Here is a 17,588-nt window from a genome sequence, read left to right as displayed (position 1 = left end):
CTCAGCGCATTTCGTCCGGCGCTCCGACTCCGAGAAGACCCAGACCCGAAGCAAGCACCGCGCGGACAGCCCCGACGAGCGCCAGCCGCGCCATGGTCAACTCTGGATACTCCGGGTTAACAAAGCGTAAGCCATAATCGTCACGTCCGCGGTTCCAGAAACTGTGGAACGCGCTGGCCAGATCGTAGAGGTAAAAGGCCACGCGATGCGGCTCATGCGCGGCCGCCGCGGCCGTGATCACCCGCGGATACTGGGCCAGCCAGCGCATCAGCTCCGCCTCGGCGCCGGAGGCGAGCAGGCGGAGATCAGCGCCGGCGAGCGCCGCGCCGCTGAAGTCGCGGCCGGGGAACGCCTCCGCCGCCTGGCGAAACACCGAGGCGCAGCGCGCATGCGCGTACTGCACGTAAAATACCGGGTTATCCTTGGACTGTTCAACCACTTTCGCAAGATCGAAGTCCAGCTGGGCGTCGTTCTTGCGGAACAGCATCATGAAGCGGACCGGATCCGGGCCAACCTCATCAATCACGTCACGAAGCGTCACGAAGTCACCGGAACGCTTGGACATTTTCACCTGCTCGCCGTCGCGCAGCAGGCGCACCATCTGGCACAGCTTCACGTCCAGGGTCGCGGCCCCGCCGGTGACGGCCTTCACCGCGGCGTGCATGCGCTTCACGTAACCGCCGTGGTCTGCGCCCCAGACGTCGATCATCACCGGGAAGCCGCGCAGGAACTTGGAGCGGTGATAGGCGATGTCGGCGGCGAAATAGGTGTAGGAGCCGTCGGACTTCAGCAGCGGCCGGTCGATGTCGTCGCCGAAGGCGGTGGCGCGGAACAGGGTCTGCTCGCGGTCCTCCCAGTCCTCCACCGGCTGGCCCTTGGGCGGCGGCAGGCGGCCCTCATAGACCAGGTCGCGGCCGCGCAGTTCGGCGATGGTGGCGGCGATCTGGTCGCCCTCCGGGCCGCGGCCCAGCGAACGCTCCGAGAAGAACACGTCGTGATGGATGCCGATGGCGGCGAGATCGTCGCGGATCATCGCCATCATGGCGTCGATGGCGGCGTCACGGACGATGGGCAGCCATTCACTCTCCGGCATGGCGAGCAGCTTCCCGCCATGGGCCCGGGCCAGCGCCTCGCCCACCGGCTTCAGATAGTCGCCCGGATAGAGGCCGGGCGGGATCTCGCCGATGTCCTCGCCCAGCGCCTCGCGGTAGCGCAGGTAGGCCGAGCGGCCGAGCACGTCCACCTGGGCGCCGGCGTCATTGATGTAGTACTCGCGGGTCACCTCATGACCGGCGGCGGCGAGCAGGTTGGCGAGGGCGTCGCCGAACACCGCGCCGCGGCCATGGCCCACATGCATCGGCCCGGTGGGATTGGCCGAGACGTACTCCACATTGACCTTGCCCTTGCCCGGCGCACCGCGCCCGTACGCCTCGGGCGCGCTCACGACGCTTTTCAGGACGTCGGCGTAAACCTCTGGTTTCAGGCGGATATTGATGAAACCCGGCCCGGCGACCTCTATGGCCGCCACGCCGTCCTCCTCCGCCAGGGCGGGGCTGATGCGCTCGGCCAGCGCCCGCGGGCTGGTCTTGGCCTCCTTCGCCAGCACCATGGCGGCGTTGGTGGCGAGGTCGCCGTGGCTCATGTCGCGCGGGGGCTCCACCACGACGCGCGAGAGATCAAGGCCAGCCGGCAGCCCGCCGCTGGCCGAAAGCCGCCCGAGAACCGCTTTCAGGCGCTGCTCGTAAAGGTCAAAAATGTTCATGATGCGCTTGTTTCTCACGACGCCCGACGGCCGCTGCCGCGACTGGCCTGGCGGAACTGCGTTGCTGGCGCAGCCAATAGCAGGAGTTTGGCCGCGAGTCATGGCGCGCGGCGATCGCGCCGCCGCCAGACCGTGAGCGCGGCGGCGCCGCTTACGGGCCGGCGGCGGTGAGGTCCGGCGTGGAGCCGAACAGTTCGCGATGGCGGGCCAGGGCGTAGCTGTCGGTCATGCCGGCGATGTAGTCGGCCACGCGCCGGCGCAGACGCAGGCCGGCCTTCGCCGCCCCGCCGTCCGCCGGCTGCCCGAGATCGGCGCGCCACTCCGGCGGCAGCAGCTGCGGCTCGGCGACGAACCTGCCGTACAGGTCGCGGATGATGGCGTCAGCCCCCTCCCGCAGACGCATCATGCGCCGGTGGCGGTACATGTTGGGGAACAGGAAGCGCTTCATGTCCCGGTCCGCGGCCTCGAGGCGCGGCGAGAAGGCGATCACCGGCTCGCCGGCGCGACGGATGTCATCGGCGCTGCGCGGGGCCAGCCTGTCGAGGCGCCGGCTGCTCTCGGCGATGGCGTCCTCGACGAAGCGGGTGATGACGCGGCGCACCACCTCATGGATCAGCCGGGCCTTGTCCAGCCCGGGCCAGGCGCGCTCCACCTCGTCCAGCACCCCGGCGAGAAACGGCGCCCGGCGCAGGTCGGCGATGTCGAACAGCCCGGCGCGCCAGCCGTCGTCGAGATCATGGGCGTTGTAGGCGATGTCGTCGGCCAGGGCGGCGCACTGGGCCTCGGCGCTGGCGTGGGTGGTGAGCCACAGGTCGTTGACGGCGTTGTATTCGAGAATGGCCACCGGCACGCCGCGCTCGCGGTACCGGCCGCAGGGCTCGCCCCTGGCGTCCACCAGCGGGCCGTTATGCTTCACCAGCCCCTCCAGCGTCTCCCAGGTGAGGTTGAGGCCGTCCCAGGCGGCGTAGCGGCGCTCGAGGCGGGTGACGATGCGCAGCGCCTGGGCGTTGTGGTCAAAGCCGCCGATGTCGCGGGTGCAGTCGTTGAGGGCGTCTTCGCCGGCATGGCCGAAGGGAGTGTGGCCGAGGTCGTGGGCCAGGGCCACCGCCTCGGCCAGGTCTTCGTCCAGCCCGAGGCAGCGCGCCAGCGCCCGGGCGATCTGGCTCACCTCGATGGTGTGGGTGAGGCGCGTGCGGTAATGGTCGCCCTCATGCTGGACGAACACCTGGGTCTTGTGCTTCAGGCGGCGGAACGCGGTGGAATGGATGATGCGGTCGCGGTCGCGCTGGAACGGGCTGCGGGTGGGCGACGGAGCGTCGGGATGCATGCGGCCGCGGCTTTCCCCGGGATGACAGGCGTAATCCGCCGTCCAGTGTTCGCCGTGGAGTCTCGCCTGCATTCCGCCCTCCCTGGTGGTTGAAGCAAGGACGCCCGGGACATACCTTTCAGTTCTCCGGCGGGAAAGCCCCGCGAGTCCGCGTGGCGGGCGCGCAGGCGCCGGCGGAGCGGCCCGCGGCGGCGCTCCGGCGCGACGGCTGCGCCGGCGCCCCGGGCGAAACACGAGAGACATGCGCATGCAGGACGTGACTGTCACCGAACGCGCCGCCAGGCGCATCAGGCAGGTGCTCGCCGGCGAGCCGGAGGGCGCCATGCTGCGCGTCAGCGTCAACGGCGGCGGCTGCTCCGGATTCCGCTATGACTTCGACGTCGCCCGCACGCGCGCCGACGACGACATCGTGATCGAGCGCGACGGCGCCGGCGTGCTGATCGACCCGGTGTCGATCGAATACATGCGCGGCGCGGTGATCGATTTTGTGGACGACCTGATGGGGCAGTCGTTCCGGATCGACAATCCCAACGCCACCGCTTCGTGCGGCTGCGGCGTGTCGTTCACGCTGTAAGGCCCGCCGCGCCGTGACGGCCCGGAACGGCGCGTCGCGGCCGGCGGCGGCGCAGGCGCGTGACGCGCCGGCGCCGTTTTTCTTTTCACCCGCCGTGCGCTCCGCCCGTCCGGCCCCGCCGGGGCGCGGGGCGGCGGACCGATGTCAGGCGCGGCCGGCGGCGAAAGGCGGCGATCGCTCCCATGGCCTGCGGCCGGCGCCTGAAACCACGTGAGAGGAGCCGGCGCGCGCCGGCTGACGCCGGCAGCCCGGCGCCACAGGGGGATCGTTCATGTCGCCACATCCGTCCAGCTCCCGCAGCAGCGAAACCGGCGCGGCCGGGAGCGCCCGCCCGCGCCGGGGGCGCGGAATTATCGCCTCCGGCGCCGCCGCCGTCGTCGTCTCCGGCGTGGCGCTGGCGGCCGTGGCGCAGTGGACGGCGCACCGGGTGCGCGCCAGCCTCGAGGACGCCGGCCTGCGCGTGGCGGAGATTACGGTCAATCCGCTCTCGGGCGCGGTGACCGTCGACGGGCTGGACGCCCGCCACGACGGCGTGCGGGTGCAGGTGGGTTCGGTGGAGACGGCGGCGGCGCCCTTCGCCCTCGCCTCGCCGGCCGAAGCGGCGACCACGGTGACGCTCACCGACCTCGTCATCACCACGCCCACGGCCACGGTGCGCATTCCGCGGCTGGAGGCCAGCGGCGACAATGTGGACGAGGCGCGGCTGCGGGCGCTGTTCGACAGGGACAGCGCCACGCCGCTGGCGGAGCGCTTCGCCGCCCTTTCGGCGGCGCGGGTGACCATGCCGGAAGTGACGGTGGAGCAGAAGAACGGCGACGTCTCCTCCACGTTCCGCCTGCAGCAGGTCAGCGTCACCGGCCTGAAGGACGGCGTCGCCAGCCAGGCGGCCAGCGCCGCGGCCACCTTCGAGACCCGCGCCGGCGGCCAGACGGTTTCCGGCTCCACCGGCGAATCCGTGACCACGGACGTGCATGTGGCGCATCTGGCGCGCGTGTACACGGAAGCCGCCGCCAGCGACGCCGACCGGACGCCGCGCCCGGTGTACGGCTCCTTCGTCGCCCGCGACATCCGCGTCTCGGCCCGTGACGGCCAGTTCGCCATCGCCAGCGTGTCGGGGCGGGATTTCCGCATGGGCCTGACCAGCCAGCCGCTGCTGGCGCTGGGCGCAGCGATCGAGAAGGTGAAGGATCCCGAGGCGCTGCCGCCGAAAGAGCGCGCCGCCTATTTCCGCCACATGGCCGAGCTGGTGGGGGCGCTCTCCCTTGGCGAAGGCGCGCTGGAGGGGCTCAGCTTCGACCTTGCGGTCCCCGCGGACGCGGATGAGGACGGCGGGGAAAAGGCGGAGGGCGCGGCGGGCAGGCGCGTGCGCGGCGCCGTCGCCCGCATCGCCGTCACCGGCGGAGACTCCGGCGCCCTGACGGCGACGGGCGTGAAGACCTCCACGCCGGACGGCGGCGAGGTGGCGCTGGCCTCGGCCAGCCTTTCCGGCCTCGGCGCCCCGGCGCTGGCCCGCCATCTCCGCGCCGTGGCCGAGGCGGCGGAGCGCGGCGCCGGCGCCGACGACGCCTTCTCCGCCCTCGCCTTCTCCGGCCGCTTCAGCCTCGGCGGCCTCGCCGTGGACATTCCCGGCGACAGGCCGTCCGGCCGGGTGAAGTTCACGCTGAAAGCCTATGACGGCTCCTATCAGGATCCGGTCAACGGCGTGCCCACCCGCATCGACGCCCGCCTCGACAGCCTCGTCGTCGACCTGCCGCCGGAGGCCCCGGACGGCGGCGACGACGCGGACGCCCTGAACGACGCCGTGCGCAGGCTGCGGGCCATGGGCTACGACCGCGTCGACTTCTCTGCGCGGGTTGAAGGCTCCTGGGAGGCGGCGACGAAAACCCTGCGCATCGGCGACGTGTCGTTCAGCGTCGCCGACATGGGCGGCGCGCGTCTCGGCGGCCTGCTCGGCGACGTCAGCAGCGAGCTGTTCAGCGCCGACGCCGACCGCGCCCAGGCGGCGCTGATGGCGGCGCGGCTGAAGAAACTCACCCTGAACGTCACCGACGGCGGCCTTGGCGGCCGGTTCGCGGCGCTGCAGGCGAAGGAGCAGAACGGCGAGCCGGGCGCGGTGCGCGCCGGCTGGGCGACGCTGGCGCAGCTGCTTCTGCCCTCGGTGCTGGGCGCCAGCGAAGGCGCGCTCGAGCTCTCCCGCGCCCTCGGCGACTTCATCCGCCGCAGCGGCTCGCTCAGCGTCACCCTGACCTCGAAGAACCCCGCCGGCGACCCGGTCGGCGAGATCGTCGGGCCGGCGCTGGCCGGCGATCCGCAGGCGCTGTTCCGCCAGCTCCAGGTTCAGGCGGAGGCGCAGGCGGGGCCGCGGTGACGGCGGCCGGGGTTTTCGCCCGGCCTGCTTTGGCATAATCATGCCGGGCGTCGCGACCTGCGACGCCCGGTCTGTTTCGGGACGGCGCCCGCGGCCGCGCGGCGGCCGGCGCGGTCCGCGGGGGGGGGGGGGGGGGGATGGAGCGCAATGGGGCTGATCGGACGGCTGCTGAATCCGCACAACGAGACACGCGTCCACCTGAAGAAGCTGGCGAAGAAGCGCGGCTTCGAGATCGGCGCCTACAGCTACGGCCGGCCCAAGGTGCGCTTCGCCGAATCCGGCGCGCCGCTCAGCATCGGCCGCTACTGCTCCATCGCCGACAAGGTGGAGATCCTGCTCGGCGGCAACCACCGCACCGACTGGGTGTCCACCTTTCCCTTCCCGGCCTTTCCTGACGTGTGGCCCGGCGCGGAGAGCGACTATCACGCCACCGCCGGCGGGGTGAGCATCGGCCATGACGTGTGGCTGGGCTCCGGCTGCATCATTCTCTCGGGCGTCGCCATCGGCCATGGCGCGGTGGTGGCGGCGCGGGCGGTGGTGACGAAGGACGTGCCGCCCTACGCCATCGTCGGTGGCAATCCGGCGCGGATCATCCGCTACCGCTTCAGCGACCGCGACATTGAGGCGCTGCTGGAAAGCGCCTGGTGGGACCTGCCGAAGGAACAGGTGCAGCGCCTGCTGCCGCTGCTGCAGGGGCCGGACGTGCGCGCCTTCTGCGCCGCGGTGAAACGCATCCGCGCCGGCGAAGAGCCCGTCACCGGCTGAACGCGCCCGCCGGTCCGGCGCCGGCCGCGCGGTCTCTCCCCTTGTGCGCGGGCCATTTCCGGAATACACAGGGCGCAACATCAGGAGTTGGGATCAGTCCCAACGCCAACCTGCCTCTTCCGGGCAAGGTGGCGCTCCCCGCCCACGGGGAGGATGTGGCCAGCCGGCAACTATACGGAAACCAGCCACCGCAACCTGTTCCCCTGACGAAGAGGCGACCTGCCCGCACTCCGGTCACCCGACCGGCGAGGAACATGATGGTTGCGTCCCATGCCGATCAAACTGCCTGACGACCTGCCCGCGTTCAGCACCCTCGAGGCCGAAGGCGTGATGGTGATGCGCGAGACCGACGCGATCCGGCAGGACATCCGTCCGCTGCGCATCGGCTTCCTGAACCTGATGCCCAACAAGATCCGCACGGAGACGCAGATCGCCCGGCTGATCGGCGCCACGCCGCTGCAGGTGGAGATGACGCTGGTGCGCATCTCAAGCCACACGCCGCGCAACACCCCGCCCGAGCACATGATCGCCTTCTACCGCACGTGGGAGGAGATCCGCGGGGAGAAGTTCGACGGCTTCATCATCACCGGCGCGCCGGTGGAGCGCCTGCCCTTCCACGAGGTGAACTACTGGGACGAGCTGCGCCGCATCTTCGACTGGACGCAGACCAACGTGCACCGCTGCTTCAACATCTGCTGGGGCGCGCAGGCGGCCGTGCACCACTTCCACGGCATGCCGAAATACGAGCTGAAGCAGAAGGCGTTCGGCGTCTACCGGCACAACAACCTGTGTCCGGGCTCGCCGTTCCTGCGCGGCTTCTCGGACGATTTCTCGGTGCCGGTGTCGCGCTGGACCGAGGTGCGGCGCGCCGACATTCCGGCCGCCTCGGGCATCAGCGTGCTGGCGGAGAATCCCGACGCCGGCCTGTGCCTGCTGCACGACCCGAAGCACCGGTCGCTGCACATGTTCAATCACATCGAATACGACTCGACCTCGCTGGCCGAGGAGTACTTCCGCGATCTGGAAGCCGGCCTCCCGATCCAGATCCCGCACGACTACTTCCCGGACGACGACCCCAGCCAGACGCCGCGCAACCGCTGGCGCAGCCACGCCCACCTGCTGTTCGGCAACTGGATCAACGAGATGTACCAGACCACGCCGTTCGACGTGAACGAGATCGGCAAACCCGGCGCCTGACCGGCGCCGCCGCCGGACCGGCGAAAGGCCAGGCGTTCGCCTGGCCTTTTTTGCGCCCGGCCTGCTGGCGCCCGCAGCAGTCAGCGCGCGTCCGCGCCGCCCATGAGCCGGCGCTTCAGCGCCAGCGCCGGCCGCTCCACCACCCGCCAGGAGATCCAGCCGGCCAGCACGGACGCCGCGACGGAAGGAACCAGCAGCGCCACTGGCCCCAGGTCCGGCAGCAGCGCCCGCAGCGTCTGCTGCAGCGGCCAGCCGTAGAGATAGACGCCGTAGGATATGTCGTCGCGCGGCTCCGGCAGCCAGGAACGGACCGGAACCAGCGCCAGCCACATCACGCCATAGGCGGTGGTCAGGTAGAGCAGCGCGTTGTAGGCGAAGGAGCCGTGCGCCAGGACGGTGAGCGCGGCCAGCAGCACCGCCAGCGGCAGCGACAGGCGGATGGCCCCGCCCAGCCGGTGGAACGCCGCCCCGGCCACGAACAGCAGCGGCAGGCGCAGCATGGTCTGGTCACGCAGGCTGGCGTCAGGAACGAAAGCGTCCAGCGCCAGCAGGCTGCCGACGAGGAACGCCAGCAGCCCCACCGTCACCCGCCGGCGGCGCAGCAGGCCGGCGACGCCGAGCAGGAACACGCCGGCGTAGCACAGCACCTCATAACGCAGCGTCCACACTGTCCCCATGGGAAAGCGGAACGGATTGTGCTCGAACACCCCCGGCAGCGCCGTGTTGCTGCGGTAGGTGAAGGCCGTCTCCCACAGGAAACGCCAGAGGCCGGGCGCAGTGAAATAGGCGACAGGATCGAGGCTGGTCATGCAGGCGCCGAGCACGAGGCCGACGAAGGCGGTGGCCGCCAGCAGCCCCGGCGCGATGCGCAGCGCCCGCGCCAGCAGATAGTCCAGCCAGCCGCGCCGGTCGAAACTCATGGTGACCAGGTAGCCGGAGATGACGAAAAAGCCGTTCACCGCATGGGAGCCGAGCGTGTGCCCGGTGAGGCGGTGGAGCGGCTCGTCGGCCACGTCGCCGGAAACGACGCTGAACCCGTGCGAAATCACCACCAGAAGCGCCAGCGCCAGCCGCAGCAGCGTGAAATTGTTGGCGCGGCCCAGAGACGCCTCGGCCACGGTCGGCGCGCCCAGCAGGCCGCCGCGCCACGGCTCGGCCGCCACCGCCGTCTCCACCGGAACCGGCTGGCCGGCGCCGGGCAGGCGCCCGCCCGGTCGCCGGCCCGCCTCAGCAGTACGGGCATGTGTCATTGATGGCTGTCGCCCCCCTGTACGAACGTCACCGCAATATGCACGCCGGCGACGCTGGGGCAACAATGGTCGCCGTCACCTGAATTGCGGCTGGCGGCTGGCGGGATCGCCCGGCGTGAGCCCTTCGCGGGCGAGCGCGCTGCGCCCGGCGAGGAACGCCAGGGCGCCGGCGGCGCTGCCGGCGTAACGCTCGATCAGGCTGCGGCGGAAACTGAACAGCGCCAGCAGGGTCTTGCCGGCGTTGACGAGGAAGGTGGCCGGGGCCGGCGACGGCAGGCCCCATTTGCGCGCCACATGGGCGCCCGACCACGCCATGTGCCAGCGGGCCCGGTAGATGCGCCCCGGCGCCGGCGGCGCCGACCTGCCGCGCCCGTGCCGCGCCGCCGCGGCGTGCACGTGCACCAGGGCGAATCCCGCCTCCGCCACGCGCCTGCACAGGTCGTCGTCCTCATAGAACAGGAAGATGTCCGGGTCGTAGCCGCCGAGACGCAGGAACAGCTCGCGCCGCGCCAGCAGACAGGCGCCGGAGAGGAACGGCGCGCAGCAGTCGCCCTCCGGCGCGCACGGGCGCCCGCGCGGATTGGCGAGATAGGGCGACAGCAGCGACCTGCGCTGGAAGAACAGGCGCCCGTCCGGCTCGATGATGCGCGGCGCCAGCAGGCCGGCGTCCGGCCAGCGCTCCGCCGCCGCCAGCAGCGCCGCCACGGCGCCGGGATCGGGGGCGCAGTCCGGATTGATGATGAGGATGAAGGGGGTGTCCGCCGCCGCCGCGCCGATGTTGTTGGCGCGGCCATAGCCCTCGTTGCGGGCGTTGCGGATGACGCGGGCGCCGTGCGCCTCGGCCACGGCGACGGTGTCGTCGGCGCTGGCGTTGTCAACGACGATCGCCGGCACCTGCTCGCGGGCCAGCGCGGCCAGGCAGGCCGGCAGCACGGCGGCGCTGTTCCAGGCGACGACGATGGCGGTGACCGCTGGCCCGTCCGCCGGCATGGCCATGACCTCACAGGGCGCGCGGGGCCCGCGACGGCGGGATCCGCGCAGGGGGCGGCGAGAACAGGCGCCCGCCGTGGCCGGCGGGCGCGGCGCGTCGCTTCCGCCGGCTTACTTTTCCGGCAGGTTCAGGCGCAGGTGCAGCTCGCGCAGCTGCTTCGCCGTCGCCGGCGACGGGGCGCCCATCATCAGGTCTTCGGCGCGCTGGTTCATGGGGAACAGCGCCACCTCGCGCAGGTTGCCGGCGTTGCACAGCAGCATGACGATGCGGTCGATGCCGGCCGCCATGCCGCCGTGCGGGGGCGCGCCGTAGTGGAAGGCGCGGTAGAGGCCGCCGAAGCGCTCGATCACCGTCTGCTCGTCATAGCCGGCGATCTCGAAGGCCCGGACCATGGCCTCCGGGCGGTGGTTGCGGATGCCGCCGGAGGCGATTTCGTAGCCGTTGCAGGCGATGTCGTACTGGTAGGCCTTGATGGTGAGCGGGTCCTGGGTGTTCAGCGCCTCAAGCCCGCCCTGCGGCATGGAGAACGGGTTGTGGGAGAAGTCGATCTTCTTCTCGTCCTCGTTCCACTCGTAGAACGGGAAATCGACGATCCACGCCAGCTCGAAGCGGTCGTGATCGACCAGCTTCAGCTCCTCGCCCACCCTGGTGCGGGCCATGCCGGCGAATTTCCAGAACTTCTTCGGGTCGCCGGCGACGAAGAAGGCGGCGTCGCCCTCCTTCATGCCCAGCGCCTGGCGCACGGCCTCGGTGCGCTCCGGGCCGATGTTGTTGGCCAGCGGACCACGGCCGGCGGGGCCGGCGGCGCCGTCCTCGGGCGCGCCCCACATGATGTAGCCGAGGCCGGGCTGGCCCTCGCCCTGGGCCCATGAGTTCATCCGGTCGCAGAACGAACGGCTGCCGCCGCCGGGCGCGGGAATGGCCCACACCTCGTTGCCCTCAACCTCCAGCAGGCGGGCGAACACCTTGAATCCGGAGCCGCGGAAGTGCGCGGACACGTCCTGCATCACCAGCGGGTTGCGCAGGTCCGGCTTGTCGGTGCCGTATTTGCGGATCGCCTCGGCGTAGGGAATGCGCGGCCAGTCGCGCGTGACCGGCCTGCCGTCGCCGAACTCCTCGAAAATGCCGGTGATCACCGGCTCCATGGCGGCGAACACGTCCTCCTGCTCGACGAAGCTCATTTCGACGTCGAGCTGGTAGAACTCGCCCGGCAGGCGGTCGGCGCGCGGATCCTCGTCGCGGAAGCACGGGGCGATCTGGAAATAGCGGTCGAAGCCGCTCATCATCAGCAGCTGCTTGTACTGCTGCGGCGCCTGGGGCAGCGCGTAGAACTTGCCGGGGTGGATGCGGCTTGGCACGAGGAAGTCGCGCGCGCCCTCCGGCGAGGAGGCGGTGAGGATGGGCGTCTGGAATTCGAAGAAGCCCTGCTCCTGCATGCGGCGGCGCATGCTGGCGATGATGCGGCCGCGCTTCATGATGTTGTTGTGCAGCTTCTCGCGACGCAGGTCGAGGAAGCGGTACTTCAGGCGGATTTCTTCAGGATATTCCTGGTCGCCGAACACCGGCAGCGGCAGCTCGGCGGCCGCGCCCAGCACCTCGGTTCCGGTGACGTAGACCTCGATCTCGCCGGTGGCGAGGTCGGGGTTCTCGGTGCCCTCCGGCCGGCGGCGCACCTTGCCGTCGACGCGGATCACCCATTCGGCCCGGGCCTGCTCCAGCTGGCTGAACGCCGGCGAATCCGGGTCCACCACGCACTGCACCATGCCGTAGTGGTCGCGCAGGTCGATGAACAGAACGCCGCCATGGTCGCGGATTCGATGACACCATCCGGAAAGACGCACCTGGCTGCCGATTTCCGACGCGCTCAGGGCGCCGCACGTATGGGAGCGGTAACGATGCATGTTGGCGCCTGATCCTGAATTTGCTGGTCACCGTATGGGTGGGCCTTGATAAGGCGCGAGAAAGCCCACACGGCGCCCGCGATGTCAAGGCGCGCGGCCCTGCCCGGCCGCGAACCCGCGTCTTGCGGAGAAATTATGGCAGGGGCGGAACAAACGCGTTAAACAGGCGGCCAGTCCGCAAACAGACGGCGCGGTCCGTCTCCCCGGTTTACAGTCAGGCACATGCAACCAGTTTCCACCACCGCCGAGCTCGAAGCGGCGTGCTCCCGCCTTTCCGCCCACGCTTACGTCACGGTCGACACCGAGTTTCTGCGGGAGAGCACCTATTACGCCAGGCTGTGCCTGATCCAGCTCGCCTCGCCGGATGAAGCGGTGCTGGTGGATCCGCTGGCCCCGGGCATCGACCTCGCCCCGTTTTTCCGCCTGATGGCCGATCCGGCGGTGGTCAAGGTGTTTCACTCGGCCCGCCAGGACGTGGAGATCATCTGGCACATGGGCCATGTCATTCCCACGCCGCTGTTCGACACCCAGGTGGCGGCCATGGTGTGCGGCTATGGCGATTCGGTGTCCTACGAGCAGCTGGCGGCGGACCTCGCCAAGGCGCGCATCGACAAGACCTCGCGGTTCACCGACTGGTCGCGCCGGCCGCTCACCGAGCAGCAGCTGCATTACGCGCTCGGTGACGTCACCCATCTGCGCAAGATTTATGAGGCGCTGAAGGCGCAGCTCGACGCCTCCGGCCGCGCCGCCTGGCTGGCGGACGAGATGGCGGTGCTGACCTCTCCCGCCACCTATGAGCCGGATCCGGAGGAGGCGTGGCTGAAGCTCGGCGGACGCCTGCGCAGGCCCCGCGACGCCCTGGTGCTGCGCGATCTCGCCGCCTGGCGCGAACGCGAGGCCCGCGCCCGCGACGTGCCGCGCGCGCGCATTCTCAAGGACGACGCGCTGGTCGACATCGCCGTCAACGCGCCGCGCACGCCGGAGGCGCTGGCGCAGCTGCGCTCGACGCCGAACGGCTTCGAGCGCTCGCGCGCCGGCGCGGACATACTGGCGGTGGTCAGGGCGGCGCTGGAGAAGGATCCGAAAACGGCGCCGCTGCCGGCGCGCGAGCGCTCCCGCCCGGCCAACGGGGCGCTGATGGACCTGCTCAAGGTGCTGCTGAAGGCGGTGTCGGAGAAGGAGAAGGTGGCGCCGCGGCTGATCGCCACCACCGACGACCTGGAGGCCATCGCCAGTGACGACGAGGCCGACACCCCGGCGCTGCGCGGCTGGCGCCGGGAGATATTCGGCGAACGCGCGCTGGCGCTGAAGCACGGACGCATCGGCGTGGTGGTGAAGAACGGCAGGGTGTCGTTCGTGGACGTGCCTGAAGGAGCGTAAGCGGGCGGCGCGGGGGCGGGATGGCGGCCATGGCGCGCCTCCTCCGGCGCCGGACGTCACCCCTCCGCGGGACGTCACTCCTCCGTCACCTGCACCGGCAGGCCGAGGGTGCGCCCGAGGGTCTTGAGGCGGTTGTGGATGCGGTCGCAGCGCAGGCTGGCCAGTTCCCGCGGAATGGTCAGCGTCAGCACCCCGCCCGTGTCGCGCAGCGGGCAGCGGGGCAGAACCCCCGCCATCGCCCCGGAAAGCACATAGGCCACCCGCATCGCCGCCCCGAGGATGCGCGCGCGCTCCACCATGTGCACCGGCATCAGCTCGCGGATGCGCGCCGCGCCCCCGTCAGTCGACAGCCCCTCGTGACGAATGTAGTTGGCGAACGCGATAAACGCCCGTTCCGGATGGGTGATGCCCGTATAGGTCGCCTGGGAAAGCAGCTTCAGCGCCTGCTCGCCGCGATAGTCGGGATGGGCCCGCCAGCAGATGTCCGAGACAAGGCAGGCGGCCGCGCGGATGCGCGCCTCTTCCTCGGTCTCCTCGAAATGCAGCGAGTCGAACAGGCCGCCCACCCAGTCCTGCAGCTCCTCGCCATGGCGGGGCGAGCGCGAGCGCAGCCAGTTCAGCTCGGCGGCGGTGGTGAGCAGCGGATCCTGCTCCTGGATCTCCGGCGGCAGCCCCTCGTACAGCAGCCCCTCGCGCACGCCGGAGGGGGAAATCATGATCGACGACGGCTTGCCGCGGCGGATGATCTGCTCCATGAGCAGCGCGCCATAGGCCAGAAGCGGCCGGCGCGCCGGCGAGATCACCCCGATCGCCTCCAGCGCGGTCACGTCCAGGCGCTGCACCATGCGGCAGAAATCCAGCATCTCCCGCGGCGAAATGGCGTAGGCGTGCATCACGTGCAGCGGATAGCCCGTCTGCTCCATGTGCAGGCGCGCCAGCGCCCGCCACGTGCCGCCCACCGCATAGAACGTCCGGCCATGCAGGGCGCCGATCTGCGGCGCGTTGGCCAGGGCCACCCGCGCCAGGTCCGCCGCCTTTTTCAGCGAGCCGCCGGAGGCGTCCTGCAGGGCGAAGCCGCCGAGCCGCAGGCTGAGACCGGGGCGCAGCGCCCCCCGCGTCACCTCGACCAGCTCGAGACTGCCGCCGCCCATGTCGCCGACCACCCCGTCCGGCCGCCAGAAGCCGGAGGCGACGCCCAGCGCCGAGAGCTCGGCCTCGCGCGCCCCGGTGAGCACCGACACCGGACAGCCAAGGATCCGCCCGGCCTCGCGCACGAAATCCTCGCCGTTGGCGGCGTCGCGCACCGCGGCGGTGGCGAGGGCGCGGATGTCGGTGATCTGCATGACGTCGCACAGGCCGCGGAAACGGCGCAGCGCCGCCAGGGCGCTGTCCACGGCCTTGCCGTCCATCATGCCGGTGCTGGCGACGCCCCGCCCGAGGCCGCACAGGGCCTTCTCGTTGAACAGCGACGCCGGCGAACGCGTGCAGCCCTCATAGGCCACCAGACGCACCGAATTGGAGCCGATGTCGATGATGGCCACCGGCCTGAGGGCCGGCAGCCGCCCGCCTCCGGGAAAATCAGCGTCTGGAGGCGCGCTTGCGGAGGGTCTTTGGGCTGGAATCCTTGAGGGATTTTCCACGTCCGGACAAGCTCGGATTGGTCATGAAGTAGCGGTGAGCGTTGAACGGCTCCTCGCCCTGCATGCGTTGGATACGCGTGGCGGACCCATCGGGAAGGATGCGCCAGCTCTGCTCGTTGTCCAGCAGGTTGGCCAGCATGATCTGGTCCAGCACCTGCTGGTGCACCGTCGGCGTCGTGATCGGACACAGCACTTCGACGCGGCGGTCCAGATTGCGCTGCATCAGGTCGGCCGAGGAAATATAGACGTGGGCGTTCCGGTTCGGAAGCCCCTCGCCGTTGCCGAAGGCGTAGATGCGGCTGTGCTCGAGGAACCGCCCGACGATTGACTTCACGCGGATATTTTCCGACAGCCCCGGGATGCCCGGCCGCAGCGCGCAAATGCCGCGGATGACGCAGTCGATCTCCACGCCCGCCTGGCTGGCGTCATAAAGGGCGTCGATGATCTCCGGATCGACCAGCGAATTGCACTTGAGCCAGATCGCGGCCGGCCGCCCGGCCCTGGCGTGGGCGATCTCCTCGGCGATATGGCCGAGGATGCGCGCCTTCAGCGTCACCGGCGACACCGCCATGCGCTCCAGCTCGGCCGGCTCGGCGTAGCCGGTGATGAAATTGAAGATGCAGGCCACGTCGTGGGCGATCAGCGGATCGGCGGTGAAATAGGACAGGTCGGTGTAAATGCGCGCCGTCACCGGGTGATAGTTGCCGGTGCCGACGTGGCAGTAGGACACCAGCTGGCCGCCCTCGCGCCGCACCACCAGCGACAGCTTGGCGTGGGTCTTCAGCTCGATGAAGCCGAACACCACCTGGGCGCCGGCGCGCTCGAGGTCGCGGGCCCAGCGGATGTTGGCCTCCTCGTCGAAGCGCGCCTTCAGCTCCACCAGCGCCGTCACCGACTTGCCCGCCTCCGCCGCCTCGGCCAGCGCCCTGACGATCGGCGAGTCGGACGAGGTGCGGTACAGCGTCTGCTTGATCGCCATCACGTTGGGATCGCGCGCCGCCTGCTGCAGGAACTGCACCACCACGTCGAAGCTTTCGTAAGGGTGGTGGATCACGAGGTCTTTCTCGCGGATGGCGGCGAAGCAGTCGCCGCCATGCTCGCGCACCCGCTCCGGGAAACGGGCGTTGAACGGCTTGAACTTCAGGTCCGGCCGGTCGATCGACAGCAGCTGCGAGAGGTCGTTCAGCGCCGGCATGCCGTCGACCATGAAGGTTTCGTCGGCCGAGACGTCCAGCTCCTTCATCACGAAGTTGCGCAGGTTCTCCGGCATGTTGCCGTCGAACTCCACGCGGATCACGGTGCCGCGCCGCCGGCGCTTCAGCGCCGTCTCGAACAGCCGCACCAGATCCTCCGCCTCCTCCTCGATCTCGAGGTCGCTGTCGCGGATAACGCGGAAGCCGCCGCGGCCAGTGACCTCATAGCCGGGGAACAGCCGGTCCGTGAACCGGCCAATGGCGTGCTCCAGGGTGATGAAGCGCGCCGCCCCCGTCTCGGCGAAATCCGGCAGGCGGATGAAACGGTCGATCTTGCCGGGCATGCGGATCAGCGCCGTCAGCTTGCGGTTGTCGCTGGCCCGGAACAGCGAAAGGGCGATGGTGAAGCCCAGATTGGGAATGAACGGGAAGGGATGGGCCGGATCCACCGCCAGCGGCGTCAGCACCGGGAAAATGTTGTTAAGAAAATATTCCTCAAGCCACATCTCCTCGGCCCGGGTGAGGCCGTTTTCGTCGACGATGACGATGCCGTTTTCCAGCAGCTGGTCCTTGAGCTCGGTCCAGCGGCGCTGCTGGTCGGCGGCGAGCTCGGAGACGGCCTTGCCGATGGCGACGAGCTGCTCGGCGGGGGTGAGCCCGTCCTGGGAGAGGGTCATCACGCCGGTGCGCACCTGGCCGCGCAGGCCGGCGACGCGCACCATGAAGAACTCGTCGAGATTGTTGGCCGAGATGGACAGGAAGCGCACCTGCTCCAGCAGCGGATGGGCGCTGTTGGAGGCCTCCTCGAACACGCGCCGGTTGAACTGCAGCCAGGAGATCTCGCGGTTGATGAAGCGCTGGGGGCTGTGGCGCAGGGCGGCGCCGTCCACCGGCGTCTCGACGTCGGCGGCGGCCGCCGAGATGTCGCCGCTCTTGCGGGCCACGCCCAGCTTCTGCGGATCGGGCGCGACGGCGCGCCGGGAATCATCGCCCTGGAACAGTTCGGCGTAGGCGCTGGCGAGGCGCGCGCCGATCTCGCCGGGGTCGGCCTCGGCGAACTCCGGCGGCGCCGGCGGGGCGGCGGTCTGGCGCGCGGCGGCGGACCGGCGCTTCTGGCCGCCCGCGGCGCGGCCGGCGGCGCGGCGCGCCGGCCGTTTCGCCGCGCCCTCCTCCGGCGCGGAACCGGCGGCCCCGGCCGCGGCGGGCGGGAGCTGGCCGCCGCCCTGCGGCGCGTCCTGCG

12 protein-coding genes and 1 riboswitch are annotated in these 17,588 nt (G+C 70.6%); of the genes, 5 read left to right on the top strand and 7 right to left on the bottom strand.

The features are described from left to right. Position 1 precedes the first annotated feature (1 nt). Together argS and ACFFJB_RS06425 are read right to left on the bottom strand one after the other, a co-directional pair. Complete coding sequence (argS, locus tag ACFFJB_RS06430) at positions 2-1,762, bottom strand: arginine--tRNA ligase (RefSeq protein ID WP_376830430.1); 1,761 nt, start codon at positions 1,760-1,762, stop codon at positions 2-4. A gap of 151 nt (positions 1,763-1,913) precedes the next feature. After that, positions 1,914-3,161, bottom strand: a complete 1,248-nt coding sequence (locus ACFFJB_RS06425) for a deoxyguanosinetriphosphate triphosphohydrolase (protein WP_376830429.1) — start codon at positions 3,159-3,161, stop codon at positions 1,914-1,916. Positions 3,162-3,336: 175 nt separating this feature from the next. Here ACFFJB_RS06425 and erpA point away from each other — a divergent pair, with 175 nt between their 5' ends. The 4 genes from erpA (at position 3,337) to metA (ending at position 7,993) form a co-directional block, all read left to right on the top strand. After that, positions 3,337-3,663 (top strand): iron-sulfur cluster insertion protein ErpA, encoded by a 327-nt coding sequence (erpA, locus tag ACFFJB_RS06420; protein WP_376830428.1) that lies wholly within the window; start codon positions 3,337-3,339, stop codon positions 3,661-3,663. 271 nt (positions 3,664-3,934) lie between these two features. Further along, positions 3,935-6,031, top strand: coding sequence for an aq_1923 C-terminal domain (locus ACFFJB_RS06415; protein ID WP_376830427.1), 2,097 nt, complete (start codon positions 3,935-3,937; stop codon positions 6,029-6,031). Between the two features lie 147 nt (positions 6,032-6,178). Next, on the top strand, positions 6,179-6,796 hold the full coding sequence (locus tag ACFFJB_RS06410; protein ID WP_376830426.1) for a CatB-related O-acetyltransferase: 618 nt from the start codon (positions 6,179-6,181) through the stop codon (positions 6,794-6,796). A gap of 72 nt (positions 6,797-6,868) precedes the next feature. After that, positions 6,869-6,980: riboswitch (SAM-I-IV-variant riboswitch) on the top strand. 86 nt (positions 6,981-7,066) lie between these two features. Continuing rightward, a complete protein-coding gene (gene metA / locus ACFFJB_RS06405) occupies positions 7,067-7,993 on the top strand; it encodes a homoserine O-acetyltransferase MetA (protein WP_376830425.1) in 927 nt (308 codons plus the stop codon). An 80-nt stretch (positions 7,994-8,073) separates the two neighbouring features. On the opposite strand, the gene ACFFJB_RS06400 is transcribed toward metA, so the two are convergent. From ACFFJB_RS06400 to aspS, 3 genes are all read right to left on the bottom strand, one after another. Next, a complete protein-coding gene (locus ACFFJB_RS06400) occupies positions 8,074-9,243 on the bottom strand; it encodes an acyltransferase family protein (protein WP_376830424.1) in 1,170 nt (389 codons plus the stop codon). 75 nt (positions 9,244-9,318) lie between these two features. Beyond that, on the bottom strand, positions 9,319-10,233 hold the full coding sequence (locus ACFFJB_RS06395) for a glycosyltransferase family 2 protein (protein WP_376832573.1): 915 nt from the start codon (positions 10,231-10,233) through the stop codon (positions 9,319-9,321). A 111-nt stretch (positions 10,234-10,344) separates the two neighbouring features. Continuing rightward, entirely contained in the window at positions 10,345-12,135 is a 1,791-nt protein-coding gene (gene aspS, locus ACFFJB_RS06390; RefSeq protein WP_376830423.1) for an aspartate--tRNA ligase, read from the bottom strand. Positions 12,136-12,357: 222 nt separating this feature from the next. Here aspS and rnd point away from each other — a divergent pair, with 222 nt between their 5' ends. Beyond that, on the top strand, positions 12,358-13,515 hold the full coding sequence (rnd, locus tag ACFFJB_RS06385; protein WP_376830422.1) for a ribonuclease D: 1,158 nt from the start codon (positions 12,358-12,360) through the stop codon (positions 13,513-13,515). Between the two features lie 74 nt (positions 13,516-13,589). Here rnd and ACFFJB_RS06380 read toward each other — a convergent pair whose 3' ends face one another. Beyond that, a complete protein-coding gene (locus tag ACFFJB_RS06380; protein ID WP_376830421.1) occupies positions 13,590-15,056 on the bottom strand; it encodes a Ppx/GppA family phosphatase in 1,467 nt (488 codons plus the stop codon). A 37-nt stretch (positions 15,057-15,093) separates the two neighbouring features. Then, positions 15,094-17,271, bottom strand: a complete 2,178-nt coding sequence (locus ACFFJB_RS06375) for an RNA degradosome polyphosphate kinase (protein WP_376832571.1) — start codon at positions 17,269-17,271, stop codon at positions 15,094-15,096. Between the last annotated feature and the right edge of the window lie 317 nt (positions 17,272-17,588).

Origin of the sequence: Camelimonas abortus (assembly GCF_042432745.1) — a bacterium.
Classification (GTDB): Bacteria; Pseudomonadota; Alphaproteobacteria; order Rhizobiales; family Beijerinckiaceae; genus Camelimonas; species Camelimonas abortus.
Note: the sequence above shows the minus strand (reverse complement) of the source record. Positions and strands in the feature narration are given on the sequence as shown.